This window comes from Lysobacter sp. Root983, assembly GCF_001429345.1.
GTDB lineage: Bacteria > Pseudomonadota > Gammaproteobacteria > Xanthomonadales > Xanthomonadaceae > Lysobacter.
This window is the reverse complement of record NZ_LMJO01000001.1, coordinates 45,246-68,987: the sequence shown is the minus strand read 5'-3', so window position 1 is coordinate 68,987 and position 23,742 is coordinate 45,246. Positions and strand designations below refer to the sequence as shown.

Here is a 23,742-nt window from a genome sequence, read left to right as displayed (position 1 = left end):
TTACCTTGAACGTTCCCGCGATCGCAAGGAGCGCCGCATGCGCCGACGCCACCCCATCGTTCCGTTCCCGCCGCGCGGTCGCCGCGCGTGAGCGAGGCCCACGACTACACCTACGGCATCGAGGAGGAGTATTTCCTGGTGCGTCCCGACGCGCATGGCCTGGCCACGCGGGTGCCGGCCGAACTGCTCAAGCAGGCGCGGCGCGAACTCGGCGACTCGGTCGCCAACGAAATGCTGCAATCGCAGATCGAGATCTCCAGCCCGATCCTGCGCGACGCAGCTCATGCGCAGCGCTGCCTCACCGATCTGCGCGCCAGCCTGTCGCAGGTGGCCGCGCGTTTCGACCTGGGCTTGGTCGCGGCCGGCACCCACCCCCTGGGCGTATGGCGCGAACAGGAGCGCAGCCCGCGTTCGCGCTACCGGCGCATGATGGAGGACTTCCAGATCGTCGCCCGCCGCAGCCTGGTCTGCGGCTTGCACGTGCACGTGCAGCTGCCGCCGGGCGTGGACCGGGTGCGGGTGATGAACCGGGCCATGCCCTGGCTGCCGCTGTTCCTGGCCCTGTCGACCTCCTCGCCGTTCTGGAACCGTTCGCGCACCGGCCTGCTCAGCTATCGCCAGGCGGTGTACGACGAATGGCCGCGCACCGGCATCCCGGATTTCTTCGCCGACGAGGCCGAGTACGACGCCTTCGCCGCCTTGCTCACCCGGGTCAACGCGATCAACGACGCGCGCTCGCTGTGGTGGGGCATCCGGCCCTCGCTGCGCTACCCCACCCTGGAGCTGCGCATCGCCGACTGCTGCACGCGGGTGCGCGACGCGCTGGCGATCGCCGCGCTGTACCGCTGCCTGCTGCGCTACCTGGTGCGCACCCCGCAGGACGACCCGCCGCGCAGCGCCCTGACCCGGCGCGTGATCGACGAGAACCGCTGGCGCGCCAAGCGCTTCGGCACCGAGGCCAAGTTCTTCGACGAAAGCGGCGCCGAACCCGAGCCGCTGCCGCAAGCGCTCACGCGCCTGCGCGCGCTGTGCGCCGACGACATCCGCGCCCTGGACTGCGCCGACGCGCTGGCGCCGCTGGATGCGATCATCGCCGAAGGCAGCAGCGCGCATGTGCAGTTGGCCCTGTACCGCGAGCAGCGCGAACGCGGCCTGGGCCGGGTGGCCTCGCTGGACGCGGTGGTCGACTGGTTGCGCGCGGCCACCGTCGTCGCCGACTGATCGCTCATCCCACGAGGCCGTCCATGTCCACTCCGCGCAAACTGATGATCGGCCTGTCGCCGCGGCTGATGCGCAACCTGCCGGCGCAGTACGGCTTCCGCAACAAGACCTTGCAATACCTGGAGCAGTCGATGGCGCACTGGGTGATGTCGGCCGGCGCGCTGGTGGCGATGATCCCCACCGTCGACCCGCACGGCGACGTCCAGCGCAGCGACCTGTCGGTGCGCGAGTACGCGCACTCCTTCGACGGCCTGATCCTGCAAGGCGGCGCCGACATCGACCCGGTCGCTTACGGCGAACAGCCCAGCGAGATGCTGCAAAGCACCGATCCGGACCGCGACCGCTTCGAGCTGTCGCTGCTGCGCGCCTTCGTCGCCGCCGGCAAGCCGGTGCTGGGCGTGTGCCGCGGCATGCAGCTGATCAACGTGGCCTATGGCGGCAGCTTGTATCAGGACCTGGTCGCCGGCGGCGCCACCCGCAGCGTGCACTACCTGCCCGATCGCTACGACGAGCACGCCCACCCGCTGCGCGTGCAGGCCGATGGCTGGCTGGCCGGTCTGTATCCGCCGCAGGAAGGCACGCGGGTGAATTCCATCCATCACCAGGGCATCCGTCGGCTCGGCGAAGGCCTGGAGGTCGAGGCCTGGTCCGAGGACGGCATCCCCGAGTGCGTGCGCGCGCCCGAGGCCGCCTTCGTGGTCGGCGTGCAATGGCATCCGGAGTTCCACGACGCGCGCTTTCCGGACCTGATGCCCGGACGGCCGCTGCTGGATGCGTTCCTGGCCGCGGCCGAGGCCGGGCGTCGCGACGAGGGCTAAGCCTCAACGTCGCGACGCGAAACCCCTCAGACCGCCGCGGTCACCACGATCTCGATCTTCCAGTTCGGATTCGCCAACGCCGCCTGCACGGTCGCGCGCGGCGGCGTGCGGCCGGCCACCACCCACTGGTCCCAGACCGCGTTCATGCCGGCGAAATCGCCGATGTCGGCCAGATAGATCTGCGCGCGCAGGATGCGCGACTTGTCGCTGCCGGCCTGGGCCAACAGGGCGTCGATCGCCGCCAGCACCTGGCGGGTCTGCTCGCCGATATCGGCATGTTCGTCGTCGGCGATCTGGCCGGCCAGGTACACCGTGCCGTTGTGCACGGCCATCTCCGACATCCGCGGACCGACCTCGAAACGCTGGATCATGCTGCACCTCGTTCGCTGGGGAGGCGGGCATTATCGCCCGAGGCGCACCGATAGCACCGGCGCGCGCGGCGGCGAAGCGTGCGTTGGGCTAGGACGCGCAGGCGCCGGCGGCCCGCAACGCGCTCAGCAAGCTCAGCAGGTTGTCCGGCACGTCCGACTGCGCGATTTTCGCCGCGATGCCCGGATCGCTGCTGGCGACCAGGCGGACGTCGCGCTCGTCGTAGACGATGTAATGCACCAGACCCAGGTGCGAGGTTTGCGCGATGAGCTCGGCGAAATCGTCGACGCTGGCGTTGGCCACGGTCGCGCCGTCGCCGAGTTCGGTGGTGTGCAGCAGGATTTCCATGGACGTCCCCTGTGGTCGCCGGCCGGGGCACCCAGCCCTGGCCGGGCATCGCGTACCGGCGTGCCGTTCAATCCGCGGCGTCGGCGTAACGGCGCACGATCTCGTGCAGGAAACGCCGCCCGTCCAGCAGCGAGCGCACCCGGATGCGTTCGTTGAGCCCGTGCGCGCGGCTGCCTTCGGCATCGTGGAACAGCCCGGACAAACCGTAGGTCGGAATGCCGGCGGCGTTGAGGAAGCGGCCGTCGGTGGCGCCGGTGGCCATGGTCGGCACGATCGCCACCCCAGGCCAGATCGTGTCGGCGACCTCGCGTACCGGGCCGAGGATGCGCGGCGACAACGGCGGCACGCTGGTGGCCATGCCCGGCTCGCCGTGCGCGGCCACCGCGATGCGTTCGTCGCCGAGCACGCGCACCAGGGTCTGACGCACTTCCTCGACCGGCACGCCGGGCAGGATCCGGCAGTTGACGTTGGCGCGCACCTGCTGCGGCAGCGCGTTGGGCGCGTGTCCGCCCTCGATCTGGGTGACCACGCAGGTGGTGCGCAAGGAACTGTTCCAGCCGGGATTGATCGCCCACAGACGTTCGGCCGCTTTCTCGTCGGACCCATCGGCCAGCACCGCGCGCATGACGGCCGCGATCGCCGGGGCCGACAGGCCGGCCTGGGCCTCGAAGTAGGCGCGCGTGGCCGCGTTGAGGGCGATCGGGAAGCGATACGCGCCCAACCGCTCCAGGCCGACAGCCATGCGCGTGATCGGGTTGTCGCGGGTCGGGCGCGAGCTGTGGCCGCCGCCGTCGCGGGCGCTCAGCTCGAAATCCTGATAGACCTTCTCGCCGGCCTGGATCTGCAAGGCCAGCGGCTTGCCGTCGCGCAGCTCGCCACCGGCGCCTTCGTTGAGCGCGAAACCGGCGGCCAGCGTCTCGGGCTGGGTCTGCATCAGCCACTTGACGCTGTTGAACACGTCCGGGGTTTCCTCGCCGCAGGTCAGGGCCAGTTTGATGTCGCGGCGCGGCACGTAACCGGCCTGGCGATAGCGCACCAGGCTGTCGGTGAAGATCGCGGCCATGGCCTTGTCGTCGCTGGCGCCGCGCGCGTAGAACCAGCCGTCCTCTTCGACCAGGGTGAAGGGATCGCGTTCCCAATCCTCGCGCCGGGCCTCGACCACGTCGATATGCGCCAGCAGCAACAGCGGCTTGAGCGTGCGCTCGCGGCCGCGCAGCACCGCGACCAGGGCGCCGTCCTGCGGTCGGTCGGCCGGCGCCAGGATGCGCGCGTCTTGCGCCGGCAAGCCCGCCGCGAGCAGGCGCGCCTGCATCGCCTGCGCCGCGCGCGTGCAACTGCCGACCGAACGGGTGGTGTTGATCTCGACCAGTTCGCGATACAAGGCGCGGAACGCGGCCTCGTCGGCCGCCGGCGCGGCCAGGCTGGCGCCGGACCACAAGGACGCGGCGATCGCCGCAACGAGGCTCAAGGCCGATAGCGCACGCGACATGCCGGGATTCTCCTGTGCAAAGCCCCGACACTGCCGCCCGGCCGCGGCGCTGACAAGTGCCGCGGTCGCGACCGCAGTCGCGGCCGCGAAAGGCGCTCAGCCGGTGCGCCGGTAACGCACCGTCATCACCGGTTGCCATTGGCCGTCGTCGCCAAGCATGCGCGAACGCAGCTCGTGGCGGTCGTCGTCGATAAGCTCGACTATGTCCTGGAACCTGCGGGTCTGCCCGCTGCCGAAGTCCGGACCCTCGGTATCGAGCGTAAGCGTGCGCCCGTCGGCCTCGACCTTGCCCTGGTAGATCCACAGGTTGGACATCATGCTGCCGGCGAACACGCCCACGTAATGGCCCTGGGCCGTGTCGTAGCCCAGGGTGATCTGCATGATGTCCGCGCCGCCGTCCGCCATCTGGATGCGCGCCTCGCACTGGATCCACAGCTCGCCGATCTTGCGCACGCTCTGTAGCGAGCGCCAGGTGGTGGCCGCTTCGCCGGGCGCCGCCGGCATCTCGCCATCGCCTTCCCATTCGCCGACCAGACGATGCAGCCAGCGGTGTTCGGCTTGCGGTTCGTTGTTCATGCTCATGCTCCTGGCACGGTAGGCATCGAGGCGGGCCGCGCTTACTTGGCCTTGGCCACCGCTTCGACCTGGATGCGCAGGGTCACGTCCATGCTGAAGCCCCAGTCCTTGCCGGCGGAGATGCCGAACGCGTCGCGCTGGAAGGTGGCCAGCGCATCGGCGCCGCACAGCTCGCGCTTGAGCATCGGATGCGGGATGCACTTGAAGGAATTGATCTTCAGTTCCAGCGGCTTGGTCACCCCGTGCAAGGTGAGCTCGCCGACGACCTTGGTCGGATTGCCGTCGACGAAGCCCTCGAGCTTGCCCTTGTAGGTGGCGGTCGGGTACTTGGCGACATCGAACAGATCCGCGCCACGCGCGTGCTCATTCATTTTGTCGTGGCCGAAGTCGATGCTGTTGACGTCCACCGTCACCTCGACCGTGCCCGCGCCCTTGGCCTTGTCCAGCACGACCTGGCCGCTGGAGGAATTGAACTTGCCGCGCCACAGCGACACGCCCATGTGCGAGGCCTCGAAGCTGGGATAGGTGTGCGAGGGGTCGATCTCGTAGGTCTCGGGCGCGGCGACCGCCGCGGTGCTGGCCAGAAAAGCGAGCGGGATCAGATACTTGAGCGACTTCATCGGGGCGGCCTTAGGGTCCGTGGCGTGAGCCGGCACGCTAGCACCAGGCCCCGCCCAGGGGCAACCGCGCCGATTGGGAATTTATTTCGCACTCCTTGTCGATTCCGCGCGCCTGCGTTCGTCGTCTTGGGTAAGAGCGCCGTCAAACCACCGCCGAACGCGGACGACGCTCCTCACTCGACCCGGAGACACGACGATGCGATTCATGGTGATAGTCAAATCCAACGCCGCCAGCGAAGCCGGCGAAATGCCCAGCGAAGAACTGCTGACCGCGATGGGCAAGTACAACGAGGAACTGGTCAAGGCCGGCGTGCTGCTGGCCGGCGAAGGCCTGCACCCCTCTTCCAAGGGCGCGCGCGTGCGTTTCTTCGGCAAGCGGCGCAGCGTGATCGACGGCCCGTTCCCGGAAACCAAGGAAATGATCGGCGGCTTCTGGCTGATCCAGGTCAAATCCAAGGAAGAAGCGATCGAGTGGGTGAAGCGTTGCCCCAATCCCTGCGAGGACGAATCGGAGATCGAGATTCGCCAGGTCTTCGAGGCCGAGGACTTCGGCGCCGAACTCACCCCCGAACTGCGCGAGCAGGAACAGCGCCTGCGCGCCGAGAGCGCCGCCCGCCACTGATGCGCGACGAAATCGATTCGGCGCGCTTGTCGATTCCGCCCGCCCCCGTTCGTCGCACTCCCATACAGCGTCGAAACCCAACCCGCATCACCGCCACGGAGCACGCGATGAAGTTCCTGACCATCTACACCCCCGACCCGACCAAGCCCGCCGATTTCGGCCCGGAGCAGCAACAGCGCATGGGCGCCCTGATCGAACAAGGCTTCAAGGACGGCAGCCTGCTGCACACCGGCGGTCTGCTCGCACAGGGCAGCGCGCGCGTCAGCCTGACTGCGGGCCGCATCACCGTCACCGACGGCCCCTACGCCGAGGCCAAGGAAGTGATCGCCGGCTACGCCCTGATCGAAGCCGAATCCACCGCGGCGGCGATCGAACAGACCCGGCGTTTCCTGGAGATCGCCGGCGACGGCACCAGCCAGATCCATCGCATCGCCGAAGGCGACGCCGGCTGCCCCTGATCCCCCCACCCACACCGGAGCCCACCATGTACCTGAGTCCCTACCTGAGCTACGACGGCAACGCCGAACAAGCCTTCCACCGTTACGCCGAACTGCTGGGCGGCAAGATCGAACTGCTGCTGCGCTACGGCGAGGCGCCGGACGGCAGCTGCGAAGGCATGTCCGCCGCCGACAAGAACAAAGTCATGCACGTGCGCCTGGCCGCCAAGGATTGGGTGCTGATGGCCTCCGACGTGACGCCCGAGTATCCGTACCAGGGCATCAAGGGCATGTCGATCTCGCTCAACCTCGACTCCGCCGCCGATGCCGAACGCATCATTCAGGGCTTGTCGGAAGGCGGACAGATCACCATGCCGTTGCAGCAGACCTTCTGGGCCGAACGCTTCGGCTGCGTGACCGATGCCTATGGCGTGAGCTGGCTGATCAACTGCGAAAAGACCGCCTGAGCGGCCTTGCGAACGCGGGAGCCGTCGCGCTCCCGCATTCGCACCGCGTACGCGCGGCCCTCGCCCACGAATACCCCTCCCCCTGGCGCGCGGCGTAGCCTTGCCACGTCGCTCGACGCCCCGCTTTTCCGCCACCACCGGAGCCGCACCATGCGCTTCATGATGTTGATGATTCCCCAGGGCTACGAACAAGCCGAGCCCGGCACCTCCCCGCCCACCGACCGCGTCGCGGCGATGATGGAGTACAACCAGGCCCTGCAGCGGGCCGGCGTGCTGATCGCGCTGGACGGGCTGCATCCGCCGTCGATGGGCGCGCGCGTGTCCTTCGCCGGCGGCAAGCCCAAGGTCACCGATGGTCCCTTCAGCGAGGCCAAGGAAGTGTTGGGCGGTTACTGGATGATCGACGTCGCCTCGCGCGAGGAAGCGATCGCCTGGGCCCGGCGTTGCCCGGGCTCGGACAACGAAACCATCGAGATCCGCCAGGTCCAGGAACTGGCCGATTTCCCCGCCGACGTACAGGAAGCCGCCTCCGGCCTGCGCGAGATGCAGACCGGCATCGGCCAGCGCAACTAAACCGGAACCACCCTCATGCTCGCACTCACCCTGTCCCTGCTCGCCCTGATCGTGGTCGCCGTGCTGATCTATGCCGCCACCCGGCCGAGCACGCTGCACATCGAACGCAGCCTGGTCATCCACGCCCCCGCCGAAACCATCCTCGCCCACGTCAACGACTTCCGCCGTTGGCGCGACTGGTCGCCTTACGAAAAGCTCGAGCCCGACATGCGCCGCGAGATCGGCGGTGCCGCCAGCGGACGCGGCGCGACCTACGCCTGGGAGGGCAAAGGCAAGGCCGGTGCCGGCCGCATGGAAATCACCGACACCCGCACGGACCGCACCACCATCCAGCTCGACTTCAGCAAGCCCTTCGTCAGCCACAACATCGCCGAGTTCGCCGCGGTCGCGCAGGCCGACGCCACCCGGGTGACCTGGACCATGCAGGGCCCGGCCGCCTACATGACCAAACTCATGGGCGTTTTCTTCAATATGGACCGTATGATCGGACGCGATTTCGAGACTGGCCTGGCCTCGCTCAAGGCTCTGTCCGAAAAGTAAGCCCTACCGCCATCACGAAGACGGACCGCATGACCACCGACACCCACCGCGCCATCGATGCCGTCTGGAGGATCGAATCGCCACGCCTGATCGCCGGCCTGGCGCGCATGGTGCGCGATGTCGGCCTGGCCGAAGAACTCGCCCAGGATGCCCTGGTCGCGGCGCTGGAGCGCTGGCCCGAGACCGGCGTGCCCGACAATCCGGGCGCCTGGCTGATGGCCACCGCCAAGCACCGCGCGATCGACCGCCTGCGCCGCAGCAAACTGCAGCAGCGCAAGTACGAGGAGCTGGGCTACGAACTGGAGGACTGGCAGGACGACGCCGAAGCCGCGTTCGAGGCGGCCATCGACGACGACATCGGCGACGACCTGCTGCGGCTCGTGTTCACCGCCTGCCACCCGGTGCTGTCGACCGAGGCGCGCGTCGCCCTGACCCTGCGCCTGCTCGGCGGCCTCACTACCGACGAGATCGCGCGCGCGTTCCTGGTGCCGGAACCGACCGTGGCCCAGCGCATCGTGCGCGCCAAGCGCACCCTGGCCGAAGCGCGCGTGCCCTTCGAAGTGCCGCGCGGCGACGAACTCGCCGAACGTCTGGCCTCGGTGCTGGCGGTGATCTACCTGATCTTCAACGAAGGCTATTCGGCCACCGCCGGCGACGACTGGATGCGCCCGGCGCTGTGCGAGGAAGCGCTGCGCCTGGGCCGCATCGTCGCCGAGCTGGTGCCGCGCGAACCCGAAGTGCACGGCCTGGCCGCGCTGATGGAAATCCAGGCCTCGCGCGCCCGTGCCCGCGTCGACGCCGCCGGCACGCCGGTGCTGCTGCTGGACCAGGACCGCGCACGCTGGGACCAGGTCCTGATCCGGCGCGGCCTGACCGCGCTGGAGCGCGCCGAAAAACTCGGCGGCGCACGCGGCCCTTACGCCCTACAAGCCGCGATCGCCGCCTGCCACGCCCGCGCGCGCACCGCCGACGAGACCGACTGGGCGCGCATCGCCGCGCTCTACGACGCCCTCGCCCAGCTCGCACCCTCGCCCGTGGTCGAACTCAACCGCGCCGTCGCCCTGGCCATGGCCTTCGGCCCCGCCGCCGGTCTGGAACTGGCCGACACCCTGCTCGACGAACCGTCGATGAAGACCTACCACCTGCTGCCCAGCGTACGCGGCGACTTCCTCGCCAAGCTCGGCCGCTACGGCGAGGCGCATGCCGAATTCAAACGCGCGGCCTTGCTGACCCGCAATGCGCGCGAGCGCGAGTTTTTGACCGAACGTGCGGCGGCCTGCGCGCGCAGCATCGCGACGATCAAGCGGGATTGAAGCGCGCCGCGCTGGCGCTGAAGCGCACGCGGCATAGGTCAAGCAGAGCGCAGAGCGTGTGGATGCGACGCGCCAGGCCTCAGTAAGTGGGGCCGCCCACGTCCAGCACGTACTCGAAGTTCTGCACCATGTTGCCGTAGCCGTCGTCGTCCTCGGCGCCGCGCCCGTAGTTCGCGCCGACCACCAGGGTGTGGCGACCCGGCGTCATCGGCGGCAGCAACAGCCAGTAACCGTCGCTGGCGGCGATCACCGTGGCGCCGCTGCCATCGTCCTCGCCGAAGGCGTCGAAACAACGTTCGGTGCGGACCCGATAGCGCTTGGGATCGGCCACCCGCACGCCGTCGATCAGCACCACCGCGCTGCGCAGCGCGTCGTTGCTCAGGGCCAGTCCGTCCAGCAGCGACTTGCAGTGCGCCGGCTTGAGCCTGGCCGGAACCGGATAGCGGCTGCGCTGGTACAGATTGATGATCGGCAGGAACACATGCTTGTCGACCGGCACCGAACAGCGCCGCTGCACGTTCTCGCTGCCGTCGGTGCCGGCCAGAAACCACACCGGCCCAGACTGCGCGATCTTGCACCAGCGGCCGTCGGGATCGCGATAAGGCTCCATCCCGCCCGGAAAGCGATCGGTCCAGCGCCACCAGTGCGCGCTGAGCTCGGCATAGCCCAGGCCTTCGACCTTGGCGTTCAAGGGCAGCACCGCCGATGCGGCCGCGGACTTCGGCGGCGCGGCCAAGGCCGACACCCCGCACATCAGGCCGGCCAACCCCAAACCGATCAGTATCCGCCGATGATCCATCCCGTTCCTCACTTCGCCTGCCGCGAGCCCGCGCCAGTCTCGGGCGGAAACGCATCGCGCAGCAACTGCGGCGACAGGGCGCGGTAGATGGTGCTGTGCCGCAGGTCGGGCCGCGGATCGTAGCGCCAGGTCAGTCCCTTGGGCGCGACCGCGCGCAGCGCATCGGCCAAGCGCGCGGTCTGCGGCGCGATGTTGTCTTCGTTGGCCGACGACAACAGCAAGGTCCGTCGCCCGAACCCGCCCGCCTTCAAACGCGGCTCCGCGGCCTGCACCAACGCATCCTGGTTCCACCACAGGCTGGGACTCAACGCGATATAGACATCGAATAGCTTGGGCTGCTCGAAGAAGGTCTCGACCACGAACAACCCCGCCAGCGACTCGCCGATGATGCCGGTCTCATCGCTTGCCCGATAGCGCTTGCGGATCAAGGGCATCAGCTCGTCGGCGATGTAGGCACGGAACTGCGCCGAGCCGCCCACCACCGGCGCGATCTTGCGATCCTCGGCGAACGTCGTTGGACCGGTCATGTCGCGCCGCCGTTGGGTGTTCTCGATGCCGACCACCAGCACAGGCCGCATCTCCCCGGCGCGGATCGCCGCATCGACACTGCTGGCCACATGCGGAAAATCCTCCTGCAAGCCGCCGTCGAGCATGTACAGCACCGGATAGCGCGTCCCCCTGGCCGCGTCGTAACCCGGCGGCGTATAGACGTTGATGCGCCGCGTTTCCTTCGGCACCGAGGTGTCCATGGTGAAGCTCTCGTGCGCGGGCACGGGCTCGGCGACGACGGCCGGTTCCGCAGCCAGCGCGGAGGCGCAGACACAGACCGCCAAGCAACCAGTCGTCATCATCTTCAAAAGCGTATGCATGCAGTGCCCCGTTGAGATTGATCGGCCTCGGCGACAGGCACGAGAGCGGATCGCGCGATTATCGACGCACCCGCCCGGCGACAGGCATGCGCCGCGCCATGCGCACGGGTTGCGGCCTCATTGCGTCGCCGCAGCGGGAGCGGTGCCGGCGGGATCCGTCTTGGGCGCCGCGGCGCCGTCCAGATGCTCGCGCAAAAAGCCCGCGATGCCCGACCAGGTGATCTCCAACGCCAAAGGCTGATCGAAGCTGTGGCCCTCGTTCGGGAACGCCAGCACCACCGGCTGGCGCCCCTTGAGATTGAGCATGCGCACCAGGCGACGGGTGTGCTCGAAATCCACGCGCAGGTCCTCGCGGCCGTGGACCAGCATGATCGGCAGCTGCAGCTTGTCCAGGTTGTACAGTGGCGAGGTCGCTTCCATCTCGGCCAGGTCCTTGTTCGGGTCGCCAATGATGCGCTCCATCAAGGCGCGGGTCTTGGCCGAGCGCGCGCTGTCGCTGGCGGTGAAGAACAAGGCGCGATCGCTGACGCCGGAGATCGACACCACGCAACGGAAACGCCCAGGCCAGCGCATGGCCGACACCAGGCCCGAATAGCCGCCGTAACTGGCGCCGACCATGCACATCCGGGTCCCGTCGATGGGGTAGGACGCGATCGCGCTGCGTACGGCCGCGTCGATGTCGTCTTCGATCATCTTTCCGTAGTTGCGGTGGCCGGCCTCGCGAAAGGCCTTGCCATAGCCGTCGGAGCCGCGGAAGTTCACCTGCAACACCGCATAGCCCAGCGACGCCAGGTACTGCACTTGGCGATCGAAATGCAGGCGGTCGCCGACCCCGACCGGGCCGCCGTGCGGCAAAACCACCATCGGCCGCTTGCCAGGTGCCTCGGGCAAGGTCAGGAAGGCCTCGATCGTGAGCCCATCGCTGCCCTTCACCGACAGCACCTTCGCGGGCGCGAAGCGCTTCTCCGCCAGCCAAGGCATCACTTCATCGATCAATGAGGCACGCTTGGCGGCGACGTCCATGTGGTAGATCTGCGGCGGGCGATCGCTGCCGTCTACCCACAGAATCAGCTGCTTGCCGTCCAGGCTGCGGTCGATCACGGCGACGGTGCGGCCGGGGTATGCCGCCTGCAGGGTCGCGCCCAGCGCGCGGTCCTTCTCGTCGAAGTACTCGGTGACCAGACGGCCCGATTGGTAGTAGCGCGCCGCCACCGGCTCGCGCCGGCGATCCAGCACCGGCGCCGCCACGTCCACGCCCGGTTTGCTGAACAAGGTGCGCTCGATCTTCTTCGTCGCCGGATCGAACACCACCAGGTCGCGCTGATCGCGGCCCTCGTCGCTGAGCCCATAGATCAGGTCGCCGTCGAAGGATAGCGCCAAGGGCTGGAACCCACCCTCCTTGCCCAGCTCCAGCACTTCCTGATACTGCCCGGCGATGCCGTGCAGCAGCACCATGCGCTCATCGCGCTTGACGATCGCCGCGCGCAGCCGGCCCTGCCCGTCTGCGTACCAGCCCAGGTCGTTGCTCATGCCTTTGTTGAGCCGGTCGCGCGAAGCGGCAGTGGAGAAACTGCGGATGTCTCGATCGCCGACGGTCAAGTCGATGCGATGCACCACCAGGGTGCCACGGCTGTCGTAGCCCTCGAACAGGATCGCGCCGGGCTCATCGGGCAGCAGATCGACTATGGCGCCCTTGCCTTCCAATGCCAGCACTTGCGCGGCGCGCTTTCCATCCTTGGCCTCGCCGATCCGGGCCACGGTGTAGTTGCCGCTGCCATTGCCGGCGAGCAGGATGCGATCGCTGTCCCACGCCAGCGAGTCGATGGCCTCCTTGCGGGTGGTGAGGCGTTGCACGCTGCCGGCGACCAGGTCGATCAACTCCAGCCCGTAACGGTCCTCGCCTTCGCGCACCACCTCGGCCAACAGGTCTCCGCCGGGATTGAGCGCGACATCGACCACACGGCCGGGCTTCCACATCTGTTCGACCGGAATCGGCAGCGTCCCGGGCTTGGGCGGCTCGCGGCCGACGTTGAGCTTGGCCGGCGCTTCGGAATTGGATGCGCGCGCGCTCCGATACAAAGCGGGGAACGGGTCCGGATAGCGCCCGACGAAGGACAGGCCATGTTGCGCGTAAACGGCCGGATGCTGAGCTTCCAGCCAGTCGATCACCGGCAAGGAGCGGTTCGAGACGTGCATGAAGATGCGCAGAAAGCCGGTCGCGCGCAGCACCAGATCGCCGCCGTAGTTAAGCTTTCCGGCTTCGACCTTGAAGCGGTATTCCGGATCGGTGATCGAGTAGCGCGCGTGATAGTCGCCGCCATAGAGATTGACCTCGGCCCACTCGTACTCGCCCGCCTTCAGCGCGTACAACTGCAGGTTGCGGCCCCCTTCCATGCGGTTGAGCACACCCTCGGTCGGGCCATGCCCGGCCTCGCGCACGTGCACGCTGCTGACGTAAACGCTGGTATCCACCACCAGCACCAGCAGGCCTTCGTCCGGCGCCAGCTTGGGCGCTTCGCCCGGATCGATCTTGCGCATCGCCGCAGCGTCCAGCGCCAGCGACATCAACAGCAGGGCCGCCAGCCAGCACGCGCCCCATTTCCATGCCCGCCGCGGGCCGTGCGTCTTCACCCGACCGCTGCCGCGGCCATCCGCCAGTTTCGCCATCGCTACCCACGCCCCAACGGGCGCCCCCTATCCACGCGTATATCCGCTACCACCCCTCATCGAAGCATAGCCCAGGGCCCGGCTCAGCCGGCAGGAGCAATCGCGGCCGGAGCGCGCGCCTCGCGCCGCAACCAACGCGCCCGCAACTGCAGAAACGGCCGCTCGACCGCGTAATGCAGCAAGGCGCCGGCCGCCAAGGTCGCTACCGCGTACACCGCAAACGCCAGCACCCCCTTCCCCTCCAACTGCGCACCCAAATGGGTCTCCACCAGGCGGAACACCGGCTTGTGGATCAGGTACAAGCTGAACGAGGTCAGCGCGATCCAGCCCGCGCCGGGCACGCGCCAGCGGCCGAGCCAGCCGCTGGTGCTGGCGCCGGCGGCGACCAGCAAGGCCAGGCCGATCGACAGCAGCGGGTAGCCGATCACGGTCGGCAGCAAGGCGGTGCGCTCGTTGAACAAAGCGATCGCCACGGCGACCACGGCCAGGCCGGCGATCAGCAGCAAGTTGGCGCGGCGCTGCAGACCAGCCCACAGCTGCGGGCGGTAGACCTGGATGCTGGCCAGCACCACGCCGCAGAGCAGGCCGTCCAGGCGCATCCAGGTCGGGTAGTAGATGTCCTCGACGAAGCGTTGGCCGAAGCTGCGTTCGGCGGTCTCCAGGCCGCGCACCGGGGCCATTTCGTACAGCCAGACGTAGCCGCGCAGCGCCAGCCCGGCGATCAGGACCGCGGCGCAAACGCTCAGGAACTTGGCCGTCGAGGGGCGCCGCGTCATCCACCACGCCAGCCAGGGGAACACCAGGTAGAAATGCTCCTCCACGCACAACGACCAGGCGTGCGAGAAGGCCTTGTTGTGCTGGTAATCGATCAGCAGGTTCAAGGTGAAAGTGAGGAACTGCCACAACGGCTGGATGCCGGGAGCCTCGCGGAAGCCCGGTACGGTGAAGTACAGCGCCAGCACCGCCAGGAACGCGGGCAGCACGCGGAACGCGCGGCGCAGGTAGAAGTCGCCGGGGCGGAACGGTTGGCCCTGACTCAAGGGCTTGAGCAACTGGCCGCCGATCAGATAACCGCTGAGCACGAAGAACAGGTCCACGCCCATCCAGCCATGCGTGACCCCGGCCTGCCAGAACTCGCCCAGTCCGCCGACCAGATAGGAATGGAACAGCATCACCCAGACGATGGCGATGGCGCGCAGCAGATCCAGACCGGGAAGACGACCCATCGAGTACTCGTATAGCGTCGCGAGCGCAGCGACCGCGGCGCTCGACAGTGGAAGGGGTTGGGGGATGCGGGCGCCGTCGCGACCACTGGCTGCGTCCGCAGCGTCAGCATAGAACCGCGGCGGGGTCCTGCCTATCCCTCGCGATGGCCTTGCGCCGAGTCGTTGCGGCGGCGGCGCAACGCGCTGCCGCGACGGCGCGACCCAGCGCTGGGCGCCGAGGCGGCCGCGTCGCCTGGCGGCCCTATATGGGACCGGCCCGCCGCCCCGCCGCGGGGCCAAAAGAGCCCGTCGGCCTGTACCACCGGCGACACAAAACCGTGGACAATGCGCGCAACCGCGGCGCGCCCGCGGCCCGTGCCGGATCGGAGGGGAGACACCGATGCAGCGGATGCTCGTGGGATTCGTGGCGATCGTCGCAGGCGCCCTGCTCGCCCTGGCCAGTCATTGGTTGATCGGCGTGGCGGTGCTGATCGTGGGCGTGTTGGTCGTCAACAGCGCTCGACGCAACGCCCCCCTTGCCGCGGACACCGGCTCGGGCTACGACGGCGGCAGCAGCTGGAGCAACAGCTCCAGCAGCGACTGGAACTCGTCCAGCAACAGCAACGACGACAATCGCGACTGCAGCGCCAACGACGCCGACAGCGGCGGCGGCGACTGCGGCGGGGATGGCGGCGGCGGAGACGGTGGAGGCGGTGGCGACTGAGCCGCGTCGCCGCAGCATATCCAGTGAAGCAGGAGTGAGCGTTGGGAAGTGAGTACAGCCTCTTTGCCTGTTCACTTCTCACTTCTCACTTCTCAACACTCACACCTGCCCCCTCGATCGCGCCGTCGCAGCCGGCGAGACGCATGCCTCGCACAGTAGGCGGTCGAATCCGCGCCGCCGCCCGCATGCCCAGCTACTACCTCAACCGGACGCCGCAGCCCAACGGCACCTACGAAGTGCATGCGCTGGGCTGCCCGCGCCTGCCCTTGTATCGGATCCACCTGGGCGAGTTCGCGCAGGCGCGCGATGCCTTGCACATCGCGCAGCGCCATTACGCACCGGCCCAGGCCTGCCCGCGCTGCACCGCCGAACAAACGCGGCGCTGACGGCCACCGCCGTCAGTTGTGGAAGGCTTCGAACTTCACCTCGACCGGGGCGCCGGACGCGGCGCCGACCAGCACCAGGTAGTACTTGCCCGGGCGTATCGGCCCCGAGTACAGGTCCGAGCAGATCGCCAGGGCCTTGGACAAGGCGCGGCCGCGGGCATCGAACAGTTGATAGCCTGGGGACTCTCCGTCGTAGGGGTCGCCGATGCAGGTCATCTGATGCGACAGCACGAACAGGTCGCCGACATCGGGCTTGACGATGTCGATCAGATACGTGGTGCGTTGTCCGGCCGCTACCGCCACGTTGCGGGTGTTGCCGTTCGCCAGCGCCTCGGCCCGATCCATGTCCGGCGTCCATCGCGCCTCGAAGAACACGCTCGGCCCGGTCTCGCGTGCGGCCGCCGCCTCGGGTTTGGCGATCCGGCCCAGCGCCCGCGAACCGAGTTGATGCGAACTCAGGAAACCGCGCTCGCCGGTGACCGCCAGATCGAAGGCGCAGGCGTCCAGCAGTAGCGCGGCCACCCCGGCGGCGGCGCAGGCCTCGCGTGCCTGCGCCAGCGCGGCGGCCGTCGGCGCCGCGGGCATGCGCGGGAAGTCGCGCAGGGCGTAGCTGGCCGCGTTGCGGCCGGGTGCGTAATCGAACAGCGACTCGTCGGCGCCGATGCGCCAACTCTGCACGAAGCCGTCGATACCGGCCGTGTCGGGCTGCGAAAGCGCTACCCCGGAACGCGACACGAAATCATGACGGGGATCGTCGTCGGCGCGCCCGATCAGCCCCGCGTCCCCGGCGGTATCAACGCCGCGCATCAGCCGGTAGTCGAGGTCCAGCCAACTGCCGTGATGAACCACGCGCAGGCTGCTGCCGTCGGCCCACATCAGCGCGATCACCTCCGGCCGAGTCGACGCACCCCACACGCCCAGCGCATGGCCGTCGCCCAGATCGTGCTGGACGAAAGCGCCCTGCCACTGCAGGGGACGACCGTCCACGCGCACGCCGTCGGCATAGACGCCGACGCGGCGCGCGCCGGCGCGTATCGCCACCGCGGTGACCGCGGCCACCGAGTCGCTGCCGTGCCAGGGCTCCTGGCGCACCTGGATCTGGACGCCGCGCGTGCTGCGCAGCAACCAGAACTCACCCGCGCGCTGGGTGCTGAACACCGCGCCGCTGGGTACGATGTAATGCGGCTCGCCGACCGCGCCACCGCCGTGCTTGCTGCCATGCCCATCGGGGCCACCCGTCGAAGCCGGCACGGTCGGCGGCGTCGCGGGGGCCGCGGCGGTCGGCTTGCGGCATTCGTCGATCGCGGAGTTGCGCGTGGGCGTGGGCGCGGGCGTGGCGCTTCCGTTGGCCGAAGGCCGCAGACAGACCTGGTCGTACAGCGCCACCCGTTCCAGCAGGGCGTCCTGTTGCTGTTTCAGGGCCTCGCGCCGGGCCGGGTCGTCGGCGCCGTTGGCCTCCCCGCACCAGGCCGCGATCGCCTGCTGGTTCTGCGCCAGTTCGCGCTCGGTGGTGTCGCGGCGTTCAGCGATGCCGCGCAGGGCTTCTTCGATGTTGTCGCGGGTTTCCTTCTTGTATTTGTCCGGGTCAGCGCGCATGCGCGAGGACCAGCCGGTCGCCCCCAGATGCTGGAGGAATTCGTCTATGCCCGGCGTGCCGGCCTGGGCCATGGCCTTGAGCTTTTCGGTATAGGAGGGCCGGAACGCCAAGTATTCGTTGGCGGCGTCTTTCAGGGTCGGATAGGAGGGGAAGCACACCGTTACCGCCTGCATCGACTGGCCGTTCTCCATCCAGCACGGCGTGGCCACGGGCGATTTCAGCGCGTCGGCCTTGGACGCGGCCAGGGGCTTGGCCTGATTGCTGACCTTGCAGTTGACGATGGTGGTCTGCGCGCAGCCCGGCTTGGCGTCCTTCTGCACGTTCCAAAGATTATTGCCCGGCTTGACCGTGTGGTTGCCGGCCTTGTCGACTTTGCCACCGAGGCTTTCCGCACGCGCCTGGCCGGCGATGTAGGTCCACAGCACCGGCCCCAGGCCGCCCGCATTGGCGCGGATCAACGGTTCGGTGACGTTCTGGGTGAAGCCTTCGTTGATCTTGCGTAGCGGATCGCCGGCCGCGCGCGGCGACGGGCATTGCACCTGTGCATAGGCAGGCACGCAGGCCAACGCCAGCACCGCCAGCACCGCCAGCAGCAAGGTGCGCATGGCGCTCGCCCCCGCGCTCATGGCGCCCCTCCGGCGCCGGCCACCGTCTCGCGACCGTCGCGGCCGATGTAGCGCGAGGGTGCGGACGGCGGATGCCACCAACGCTCGCTGCTGCCGTCGGGCCAACGCTGCTCCAACACCTCGTCGCCGTCGCGGTATAAAGCCTTGCTCAGCGACACTGCGCCGGGATCGGGCTTCAGCGCCACCCGCAGCGCGTCGCCCTGCGGCCAGCCTGGCGCCAAGGGCGCACTGGCGCCGTCCGCGCCCGCGATGACCGACGTCGATACCGAAGCCGGCGAAGGCTCGGGCCGCGATGCGGACCCGCGCCAGAACCAGTAACCGAGCAGGCCCAGCAGCGCTATCAACAACAGCCCGAACGCCTTCTTCATGGCCTCACTCCCTGTGATGGCGGGCCGACAGCCCGCGTCGCGCCGTTCCCGGCGCCATCGATCACCAACGCGCTCCGCGCGGCAATCAGGACATGAAGCGGGCGTCGCCGGCCGAGGCTACTTCGGTCCCAAAGCCAGGGCCGAGCCGGTGAACGGCACCGCCAGCTTGTAGCCGGCCGGCACCGGCGCCGAAGTCGCGGCGGCGGTGCCGAACTGGGTCACGCCGGCGCCCAGGATCTGGGCCAGATCGTAGCGGCGCCCGCCGAACTCGAAGGCGCGGCTTTCCAGCAGCCAGGCCGAGAACACGTTCGACGCCAACAACGGCGTCTGCGCCGGGCCGATGCCCTGCTCCACGGTGGTGCCCACGACCAGCCCGGTCCTGCGCAGCGTCGCGATGCATTCGCCCTGGGCGAACGAGGCTGGGTCGTCGAAGCTCGCCGCCGGTTCGCGTTGCAGGTACACCGAGAACTCGCCGACCGGGTCCAGCCCCAGGCTCAAGGCGCCGTTGACCACGCTGCCGGCTTCGAAGGGACGCGCGGCGAAAGTGAAATGCGCGGTGGTGTCGCTTTGCGCGCCGTCGAACAGCGGCGCGTCGATGCCGGACAGATGCAGGAAATAGCCGAAGTCGGCCAGGCGGTTGTCGTTGTCCAGGTAAAAGCGTCCGGTCGCGTACCAGGCCAGTTCGCCCGGCATCAGTCGCTGGGCGCGCGCTTCGGCGCGGCGCGAAGGCCGCGCGATACGGCGACGGCCGGCGCTGCGCGCGCCGGGATGACGGGGCGGGTTCATGCGGTGACAGCTCCGGTTCGGGCGCCTCCGATGGTAAGCCCCAAGTTTACTGCGACGCCACCCAGCAGCAGGTCGCGGTGACTTCGAAGCTGCGCGTTACCTGCCGGCCGCTGTTGTCCGCGTCGCAGTAGTAGGTGTCTCTACTCGGCCTGCCGTTCACCTGTCCGGGCTCGGGATCGCCGGCCGCGTTCTCCAGCCAACGGCAGCCACCGCCCATCGCGGTGCCGCGCGAGCCGCTGTCGGGCGTCAGGTAAGGGCATTGCGCGCCCTTGCTGCCGTAACGACTAGGTTCCATGTCGTAGACCTGCACCACCTGCTCGCAAGCCATGCCGACCTTGGGCGCATCGCCGAAGTAACCGACGACGTCCACAACCAGGTCGGTGGCCGCCGAAGAGAACACCGACAACGAGGGCTGGGCCGGGTCGGCGCCTTGCTTGGCGATGATCTCGTTGCCGGCGATGTCGGTAGCGCGATAGTTGAGGCTGGACGCGACCGGCAACTGCGTGCCGTAAGGGAACACGGTGAGGTAACCGGCCTGAGCCGGATTCACCGCGACCACATTGACCACCACGGCGCGCGCATCGACGGGAATCGCGCAGCCGGCCGGGTGCCCGCCTTGCGCGCTCAGGTCGGCGCCGGCGGTTTTCAGGTGCAGTTGCCCAGTCGCCACCAGGCGCGCGCCGTTCAGACGGGTGTCCGACAGGCGACAAGGAGAGAGCATGTTGTAGACCAGTTGCGCCGACGTCGTCTCCAGCAACGCGGCCGCACCGGCCTTGCGCGCGTCCCAGGCCGAGGGCGCGGGTATGTCGAGCGCCGGCTGCGGGGTCAAGGCAGCCATCATCGCGTCGAAACTGGGCATGGCTGCGGCGCGCCGCAAATCGCGTTCGCTTAGACGCGCGAGGGTGGGACGCATCGCCCGCGCCCAGGCCTGCGGCGTCGTGCCGTACACCTGCTGTACATGCGGCGCCCATAGCTGCAGCAGGCGCTCGCCGGCCTGTCGCGTCGGCGCCTCGCTCACCGAGGCCGCAGCCGCCGCGCTCCCGGCCTGCGCGACCGCACGGGTCTCGCCGCGCAACGCGCCTAGCGCGCGCGGCGCCGCGATCGCGAACATCAAGCCCGCGGGCAGCAACAACGCCAGCGCCAGGGCCGCCTTCTTCATCGGAGTCTTCACGATCGCGATCCCAGGCTCAGCGACTGGGCACGCGACAGCACATGCCCGAGGCCGTGATCTTGTCGCTAGTGGTTGCGCGGTTGCGCGCGTAGCAAGCGTAACGCCCGTCCGCGCGCGGTCCGAAACTATGGAAGTACACGCCGTTGATCGAGGGGTACAGATCGACCGAGCTGCAGCCGCCGCCGCTGAGGGTGGAACCGGCCGGACACGCCGGCGTGATCGCCGCATCGGTGCCGCCCGGCGGGATAGTGACGTTCAAGGAGTAAACCGTGGTGCAGTTCAACGGTTCGTTCTTGGTCGGGCTGAAGTAGCCGGCCACATCGATCACCACGTCCGCCGCCGCATAGCTGTACAGCGTGAAGCTGGGCAGGTTGTCGCCGCCGATGCGGGCGATGATTTCATTGCCGACGATGTCGCCATTGCGGTAGTTCAAGCTGGAAGCGAGCGGACGAACGCCGCCGGTCGGATACACGGTGAGGTAGCCGGCGGTGCCCGGGTCGACCACGGTGATGTTGAGCGTCACCGCCGAGGCATCGCTGGGCAGGCCACAGCCGCCGTTGGCGCCGCCCTGCTGCGTCAGCATGGTATCGGTGTTGAACACGCGCGCCTCGCCCGCGTACAGACGACGCGCAACCGTACGGGTATCGGCCAGGCGACACGGCGACAGCATGGTGTAGAGCAGCCGGTCGGTCTGCGGATAAAAGGCCTTCACCGAAACCGGCGGCGCCTTCGCCGCCGTCTCGGCGATGTGCGGAAACGGCTCGCTAACCGCCGCCATCATCGCCTCGTAGTCCGGCATCGACGCCGCGCGCTTGAGATTGACCAACGGCGCGCGCGCGAAGGTCGGGCCCATCGTCTGCGCCCAGCGCTGCGGCGGCGTGCCGTAGACGCGTTGCACATGGCCGGCCCAACGGCGCACGATGCCGGCCACCAGCGCGCCGCGTTCGCTGCGGGGCTGGTACTGGGCCGCGGGCGAGACGGGCAAGCTCTGGGCCAGACCGGCACCCGACGAACACGCCAGCAGCACGCCGGCCAGCAGGGCCGCGCGCGTCTTGTTTGCCAATTTCATGCTTTCCCCTGTGAACGCGGCCGGCTCGGCTCGCTATCGGCGCACGGCGCCGGCAACGAAAGCGCCGGCTATCGCGACGATCGAAACTTCACGCGGATGGTGTCGGAACGCCATGAACGTTACAAGCGCAAGGCGCCGCCATTGCGCCTAACCGGTTCGGCGCATCAACGCCGCAGCGCACGCCTGGCGAACACCACGCAGATCACCCCGAACAGCATGTGCGCGAGCACGCTCCAGGCGATCCAGTCCGGATGCTTCAGCGATGGCGTGGCGTTGACGCGCGACAGCGGCAGCACCACGAAATTCATCACCAGGTACAGGACCACGCCGTAGGGAAGGCCGTAGGTCCAGATGCGCGACAGCAGTCCGGTGTAGCGGCGCGCGACCAGGGTGTAGATCAGCACGAACAGGGTCGCCATGAACACATGCAACAACACGCCCAACCCGGCCGATTGCAGGCCACCGTCGAAACTGGCCGGCCCCAGCACGCCCACCGCGATGGTCTGGAACAGACGCACCATGCCAGCCGCGTCCCAGCCGAACCACAGCGTGGCCGCGAAGCTCATGTCGCCCAAGGCCACGAGCAGGCCGCCCAGCAGCACCTGCGCCCAAGCAGGCGAGCGCGAGGTGTGATTGAGACTGGAGGACATGCCGGAACTCCCCGCGTTCGGATGGTGGCCGGATCATAGGGGCCGATCGGCGCGCGCGTATGTGCCGAAGGCAGGGGTTCGACGGCGCGCGGCTGTCGCCGCAACGCGTCTGGCGGCATCCGTGGCAGGCCGCCGCAGTCCTGGATGGAGAACCCGATCATCCGCACCCCGCTCGCCACGGCGCGGCGCGCGCAGGCGATCTCAGCGCAGCTGACTGTCCTTGCTGCCGCGTCGGTTGTAGCCGCTGGCCGCGCCCTGCTCGCGGTCGTGCGCTTCCTGGCAGCTCACGCACAGACGCACGCCCGGGATCGCCTTGCGCCGCGCTTCGGGGATGGGCGTGTCGCATTCTTCGCAGCGCTCCAGACCGGGGCCCTGCGGAAGTTGGTCGCGGGCGCGCTTGATCGCGTCCTTGATGGTGGCGTCGATCTGGTCCTGCACGGCGCCGTCGCCTGCCCAGCCGGTTGCCATGGCCGCCTCCGGGTGCGGTGGAAGGGACAAACAGCATAGCCGAGCGCAGCTGAGCGCTGCTCGACCCTGGACCGGCCTCCCGGGCGCGGCCGCGACCGCGCAAGCGGACCTGCGTCTCCTCTCACGATACGGCGGCGTGTGTCGGTAGCGTGCCTGCGCTACCATCGGGCGATGCTCATGCCGGCGATGGACCGCGGCGACGGTCTCCAGGGGAGGAGGGGAATGGATCCAAAGTCAGGTCAGGGCTCGGCGCCCCGCTCTCGCGGATCCGCCAGCGCTCCCGGCCGCCACGACGGTCCCGATCCGGACCGCGCCTCGCCCCGCGCCGCCCGCCGCGGCATTCCGATGCCATCCCCTCGTACGCGTCTGGCCGCACTGGCCCGCGCGCTCGCGCTTTCCGTCCTATTCGTAACAGGATGCCAACCCGCCATGTCCACCCAACCTGCCTACGTCGCGCCCAACAAGACCGACGCCAGCCGGCCGTTGACCTTCGCCCAGCACGATTTCGGCGCCGCGGCCTACGACACCTTCGGCTGCAGCGTGCTCTACAACGGCGAATACGCCCTGCGCGATTCCGATGAGACCAAGACGCCGTCCTCGGCCTCGCTGGGCACCGACTACCGCAAGCACATCGCCGCGCCCTGGGCCGCGATCCGCAACTTCCCCGGCCCGGCGCAGCTGAGCTGGCGGTCCAAGGACGGCAGCGCGCACGAGGCCACGATCGACATCCCCGGCCTGTTCGAAGACCGCGTGATCCGCCATAACGTGCCCAGCGCCGAGCTCGCCGGATCCGGCGTGATCGCCGAGGACCCGGAGATCCTGATCGAGATCAACGACCGCACCGTCAACGTCTACATGCGCGCCATGGTCCATACCCGCGAGCTGCAGATACCCGGCAACAAACACAGCGACTTCCGCAACGATCCGGTCCTGGTGTTCAGCCATACGTACTAAAGGAGTAGTG

Annotated in this window: 27 protein-coding genes; 11 read left to right on the top strand and 16 right to left on the bottom strand. The window is 68.7% G+C overall.

The window, feature by feature from the left end; translation table 11 throughout:
- Window positions 1-87 precede the first annotated feature (87 nt).
- Both ASE43_RS00360 and ASE43_RS00355 read left to right on the top strand, forming a co-directional pair.
- Complete coding sequence (locus tag ASE43_RS00360) at window positions 88-1,221, top strand: carboxylate-amine ligase (protein ID WP_057159095.1); 1,134 nt, start codon at window positions 88-90, stop codon at window positions 1,219-1,221.
- A 23-nt stretch (window positions 1,222-1,244) separates the two neighbouring features.
- Window positions 1,245-2,039, top strand: a complete 795-nt coding sequence (locus ASE43_RS00355; RefSeq protein WP_082576242.1) for a type 1 glutamine amidotransferase — start codon at window positions 1,245-1,247, stop codon at window positions 2,037-2,039.
- Window positions 2,040-2,065: 26 nt separating this feature from the next.
- Here ASE43_RS00355 and ASE43_RS00350 read toward each other — a convergent pair whose 3' ends face one another.
- The 5 genes from ASE43_RS00350 to ASE43_RS00330 form a co-directional block, all read right to left on the bottom strand.
- A complete protein-coding gene (locus ASE43_RS00350) occupies window positions 2,066-2,410 on the bottom strand; it encodes a RidA family protein (protein WP_056174109.1) in 345 nt (114 codons plus the stop codon).
- Between the two features lie 88 nt (window positions 2,411-2,498).
- Window positions 2,499-2,756: a hypothetical protein gene (locus tag ASE43_RS00345; protein WP_057159094.1), complete on the bottom strand. Its 258-nt coding sequence runs from the start codon at window positions 2,754-2,756 to the stop codon at window positions 2,499-2,501.
- 67 nt (window positions 2,757-2,823) lie between these two features.
- Complete coding sequence (locus ASE43_RS00340; protein ID WP_057159093.1) at window positions 2,824-4,245, bottom strand: M20/M25/M40 family metallo-hydrolase; 1,422 nt, start codon at window positions 4,243-4,245, stop codon at window positions 2,824-2,826.
- Window positions 4,246-4,341: 96 nt separating this feature from the next.
- On the bottom strand, window positions 4,342-4,821 hold the full coding sequence (locus ASE43_RS00335) for a DUF1579 domain-containing protein (RefSeq protein WP_162250608.1): 480 nt from the start codon (window positions 4,819-4,821) through the stop codon (window positions 4,342-4,344).
- A gap of 41 nt (window positions 4,822-4,862) precedes the next feature.
- The gene (locus ASE43_RS00330) at window positions 4,863-5,441 is read right to left on the bottom strand and encodes a YceI family protein (protein ID WP_056174101.1); all 579 of its coding nucleotides are present in this window, start codon (window positions 5,439-5,441) and stop codon (window positions 4,863-4,865) included.
- A 196-nt stretch (window positions 5,442-5,637) separates the two neighbouring features.
- On the opposite strand from ASE43_RS00330, the gene ASE43_RS00325 reads away from it, so the two are divergent.
- From ASE43_RS00325 to ASE43_RS00300, 6 genes are all read left to right on the top strand, one after another.
- On the top strand, window positions 5,638-6,063 hold the full coding sequence (locus tag ASE43_RS00325) for a YciI family protein (protein ID WP_056174099.1): 426 nt from the start codon (window positions 5,638-5,640) through the stop codon (window positions 6,061-6,063).
- A gap of 107 nt (window positions 6,064-6,170) precedes the next feature.
- Window positions 6,171-6,521 carry a YciI family protein gene (locus ASE43_RS00320; protein ID WP_056174097.1) on the top strand — a complete coding sequence of 117 codons (351 nt, stop codon included), beginning with the start codon at window positions 6,171-6,173 and terminating at the stop codon, window positions 6,519-6,521.
- 26 nt (window positions 6,522-6,547) lie between these two features.
- Complete coding sequence (locus ASE43_RS00315) at window positions 6,548-6,967, top strand: VOC family protein (protein WP_057159092.1); 420 nt, start codon at window positions 6,548-6,550, stop codon at window positions 6,965-6,967.
- A 150-nt stretch (window positions 6,968-7,117) separates the two neighbouring features.
- Window positions 7,118-7,540, top strand: coding sequence for a YciI family protein (locus ASE43_RS00310; protein WP_057159091.1), 423 nt, complete (start codon window positions 7,118-7,120; stop codon window positions 7,538-7,540).
- 15 nt (window positions 7,541-7,555) lie between these two features.
- Entirely contained in the window at window positions 7,556-8,080 is a 525-nt protein-coding gene (locus ASE43_RS00305; protein WP_057159090.1) for an SRPBCC family protein, read from the top strand.
- A gap of 29 nt (window positions 8,081-8,109) precedes the next feature.
- Entirely contained in the window at window positions 8,110-9,393 is a 1,284-nt protein-coding gene (locus tag ASE43_RS00300) for an RNA polymerase sigma factor (protein ID WP_056174089.1), read from the top strand.
- A gap of 79 nt (window positions 9,394-9,472) precedes the next feature.
- Here ASE43_RS00300 and ASE43_RS00295 read toward each other — a convergent pair whose 3' ends face one another.
- The 4 genes from ASE43_RS00295 to ASE43_RS00280 all read right to left on the bottom strand — a co-directional run bounded on the left by ASE43_RS00295 (window position 9,473) and on the right by ASE43_RS00280 (window position 14,954).
- Complete coding sequence (locus ASE43_RS00295) at window positions 9,473-10,192, bottom strand: hypothetical protein (protein ID WP_235568618.1); 720 nt, start codon at window positions 10,190-10,192, stop codon at window positions 9,473-9,475.
- Window positions 10,193-10,200: 8 nt separating this feature from the next.
- Window positions 10,201-10,941, bottom strand: coding sequence for an alpha/beta hydrolase-fold protein (locus tag ASE43_RS00290; protein ID WP_235568617.1), 741 nt, complete (start codon window positions 10,939-10,941; stop codon window positions 10,201-10,203).
- Between the two features lie 237 nt (window positions 10,942-11,178).
- Entirely contained in the window at window positions 11,179-13,728 is a 2,550-nt protein-coding gene (locus ASE43_RS00285; protein WP_057159089.1) for a S9 family peptidase, read from the bottom strand.
- Window positions 13,729-13,811: 83 nt separating this feature from the next.
- The gene (locus tag ASE43_RS00280) at window positions 13,812-14,954 is read right to left on the bottom strand and encodes an acyltransferase (protein ID WP_057159088.1); all 1,143 of its coding nucleotides are present in this window, start codon (window positions 14,952-14,954) and stop codon (window positions 13,812-13,814) included.
- 379 nt (window positions 14,955-15,333) lie between these two features.
- Here ASE43_RS00280 and ASE43_RS00275 point away from each other — a divergent pair, with 379 nt between their 5' ends.
- Both ASE43_RS00275 and ASE43_RS00270 read left to right on the top strand, forming a co-directional pair.
- Window positions 15,334-15,657 carry a hypothetical protein gene (locus ASE43_RS00275; RefSeq protein WP_057159087.1) on the top strand — a complete coding sequence of 108 codons (324 nt, stop codon included), beginning with the start codon at window positions 15,334-15,336 and terminating at the stop codon, window positions 15,655-15,657.
- 143 nt (window positions 15,658-15,800) lie between these two features.
- The gene (locus ASE43_RS00270) at window positions 15,801-16,043 is read left to right on the top strand and encodes a hypothetical protein (protein ID WP_157489246.1); all 243 of its coding nucleotides are present in this window, start codon (window positions 15,801-15,803) and stop codon (window positions 16,041-16,043) included.
- 12 nt (window positions 16,044-16,055) lie between these two features.
- Here the strand turns inward: ASE43_RS00270 and ASE43_RS00265 are convergent, their stop codons facing one another.
- The 7 genes from ASE43_RS00265 to ASE43_RS00235 all read right to left on the bottom strand — a co-directional run bounded on the left by ASE43_RS00265 (window position 16,056) and on the right by ASE43_RS00235 (window position 22,778).
- On the bottom strand, window positions 16,056-18,266 hold the full coding sequence (locus ASE43_RS00265; protein ID WP_157499592.1) for a hypothetical protein: 2,211 nt from the start codon (window positions 18,264-18,266) through the stop codon (window positions 16,056-16,058).
- Window positions 18,263-18,634, bottom strand: coding sequence for a hypothetical protein (locus tag ASE43_RS00260; protein WP_057159084.1), 372 nt, complete (start codon window positions 18,632-18,634; stop codon window positions 18,263-18,265). The genes ASE43_RS00265 and ASE43_RS00260 overlap by 4 nt, the downstream gene beginning before the upstream one ends.
- Before the next feature lie 117 nt (window positions 18,635-18,751).
- The gene (locus ASE43_RS00255; protein WP_057159083.1) at window positions 18,752-19,420 is read right to left on the bottom strand and encodes a hypothetical protein; all 669 of its coding nucleotides are present in this window, start codon (window positions 19,418-19,420) and stop codon (window positions 18,752-18,754) included.
- A 46-nt stretch (window positions 19,421-19,466) separates the two neighbouring features.
- The gene (locus ASE43_RS00250; RefSeq protein WP_157498949.1) at window positions 19,467-20,591 is read right to left on the bottom strand and encodes a hypothetical protein; all 1,125 of its coding nucleotides are present in this window, start codon (window positions 20,589-20,591) and stop codon (window positions 19,467-19,469) included.
- Between the two features lie 16 nt (window positions 20,592-20,607).
- Window positions 20,608-21,660, bottom strand: a complete 1,053-nt coding sequence (locus tag ASE43_RS00245) for a hypothetical protein (RefSeq protein ID WP_057159082.1) — start codon at window positions 21,658-21,660, stop codon at window positions 20,608-20,610.
- 164 nt (window positions 21,661-21,824) lie between these two features.
- The gene (locus ASE43_RS00240) at window positions 21,825-22,310 is read right to left on the bottom strand and encodes a hypothetical protein (RefSeq protein ID WP_057159081.1); all 486 of its coding nucleotides are present in this window, start codon (window positions 22,308-22,310) and stop codon (window positions 21,825-21,827) included.
- A gap of 201 nt (window positions 22,311-22,511) precedes the next feature.
- Window positions 22,512-22,778: a DksA/TraR family C4-type zinc finger protein gene (locus ASE43_RS00235; RefSeq protein ID WP_056174068.1), complete on the bottom strand. Its 267-nt coding sequence runs from the start codon at window positions 22,776-22,778 to the stop codon at window positions 22,512-22,514.
- Between the two features lie 429 nt (window positions 22,779-23,207).
- On the opposite strand from ASE43_RS00235, the gene ASE43_RS00230 reads away from it, so the two are divergent.
- On the top strand, window positions 23,208-23,732 hold the full coding sequence (locus ASE43_RS00230; protein ID WP_057159080.1) for a hypothetical protein: 525 nt from the start codon (window positions 23,208-23,210) through the stop codon (window positions 23,730-23,732).
- Window positions 23,733-23,742: the final 10 nt, after the last annotated feature.

Coding starts and splice junctions, on each gene's coding strand:
- ASE43_RS00350 (WP_056174109.1), bottom strand. CDS start 2,410: ATGATCCAGCGTTTCGAGGTCGGTCCGCGGATGTCGGAGATGGCCGTG.
- ASE43_RS00270 (WP_157489246.1), top strand. CDS start 15,801: ATGCCTCGCACAGTAGGCGGTCGAATCCGCGCCGCCGCCCGCATGCCC.
- ASE43_RS00300 (WP_056174089.1), top strand. CDS start 8,110: ATGACCACCGACACCCACCGCGCCATCGATGCCGTCTGGAGGATCGAA.
- ASE43_RS00305 (WP_057159090.1), top strand. CDS start 7,556: ATGCTCGCACTCACCCTGTCCCTGCTCGCCCTGATCGTGGTCGCCGTG.
- ASE43_RS00235 (WP_056174068.1), bottom strand. CDS start 22,778: ATGGCAACCGGCTGGGCAGGCGACGGCGCCGTGCAGGACCAGATCGAC.
- ASE43_RS00230 (WP_057159080.1), top strand. CDS start 23,208: ATGTCCACCCAACCTGCCTACGTCGCGCCCAACAAGACCGACGCCAGC.
- ASE43_RS00290 (WP_235568617.1), bottom strand. CDS start 10,941: ATGGACACCTCGGTGCCGAAGGAAACGCGGCGCATCAACGTCTATACG.
- ASE43_RS00255 (WP_057159083.1), bottom strand. CDS start 19,420: ATGAACCCGCCCCGTCATCCCGGCGCGCGCAGCGCCGGCCGTCGCCGT.
- ASE43_RS00280 (WP_057159088.1), bottom strand. CDS start 14,954: ATGGGTCGTCTTCCCGGTCTGGATCTGCTGCGCGCCATCGCCATCGTC.
- ASE43_RS00310 (WP_057159091.1), top strand. CDS start 7,118: ATGCGCTTCATGATGTTGATGATTCCCCAGGGCTACGAACAAGCCGAG.
- ASE43_RS00240 (WP_057159081.1), bottom strand. CDS start 22,310: ATGTCCTCCAGTCTCAATCACACCTCGCGCTCGCCTGCTTGGGCGCAG.
- ASE43_RS00320 (WP_056174097.1), top strand. CDS start 6,171: ATGAAGTTCCTGACCATCTACACCCCCGACCCGACCAAGCCCGCCGAT.
- ASE43_RS00245 (WP_057159082.1), bottom strand. CDS start 21,660: ATGAAATTGGCAAACAAGACGCGCGCGGCCCTGCTGGCCGGCGTGCTG.
- ASE43_RS00325 (WP_056174099.1), top strand. CDS start 5,638: ATGCGATTCATGGTGATAGTCAAATCCAACGCCGCCAGCGAAGCCGGC.
- ASE43_RS00330 (WP_056174101.1), bottom strand. CDS start 5,441: ATGAAGTCGCTCAAGTATCTGATCCCGCTCGCTTTTCTGGCCAGCACC.
- ASE43_RS00265 (WP_157499592.1), bottom strand. CDS start 18,266: ATGAGCGCGGGGGCGAGCGCCATGCGCACCTTGCTGCTGGCGGTGCTG.
- ASE43_RS00285 (WP_057159089.1), bottom strand. CDS start 13,728: ATGGCGAAACTGGCGGATGGCCGCGGCAGCGGTCGGGTGAAGACGCAC.
- ASE43_RS00275 (WP_057159087.1), top strand. CDS start 15,334: ATGCAGCGGATGCTCGTGGGATTCGTGGCGATCGTCGCAGGCGCCCTG.
- ASE43_RS00315 (WP_057159092.1), top strand. CDS start 6,548: ATGTACCTGAGTCCCTACCTGAGCTACGACGGCAACGCCGAACAAGCC.
- ASE43_RS00340 (WP_057159093.1), bottom strand. CDS start 4,245: ATGTCGCGTGCGCTATCGGCCTTGAGCCTCGTTGCGGCGATCGCCGCG.
- ASE43_RS00335 (WP_162250608.1), bottom strand. CDS start 4,821: ATGAACAACGAACCGCAAGCCGAACACCGCTGGCTGCATCGTCTGGTC.
- ASE43_RS00345 (WP_057159094.1), bottom strand. CDS start 2,756: ATGGAAATCCTGCTGCACACCACCGAACTCGGCGACGGCGCGACCGTG.
- ASE43_RS00355 (WP_082576242.1), top strand. CDS start 1,245: ATGTCCACTCCGCGCAAACTGATGATCGGCCTGTCGCCGCGGCTGATG.
- ASE43_RS00295 (WP_235568618.1), bottom strand. CDS start 10,192: ATGGATCATCGGCGGATACTGATCGGTTTGGGGTTGGCCGGCCTGATG.
- ASE43_RS00260 (WP_057159084.1), bottom strand. CDS start 18,634: ATGAAGAAGGCGTTCGGGCTGTTGTTGATAGCGCTGCTGGGCCTGCTC.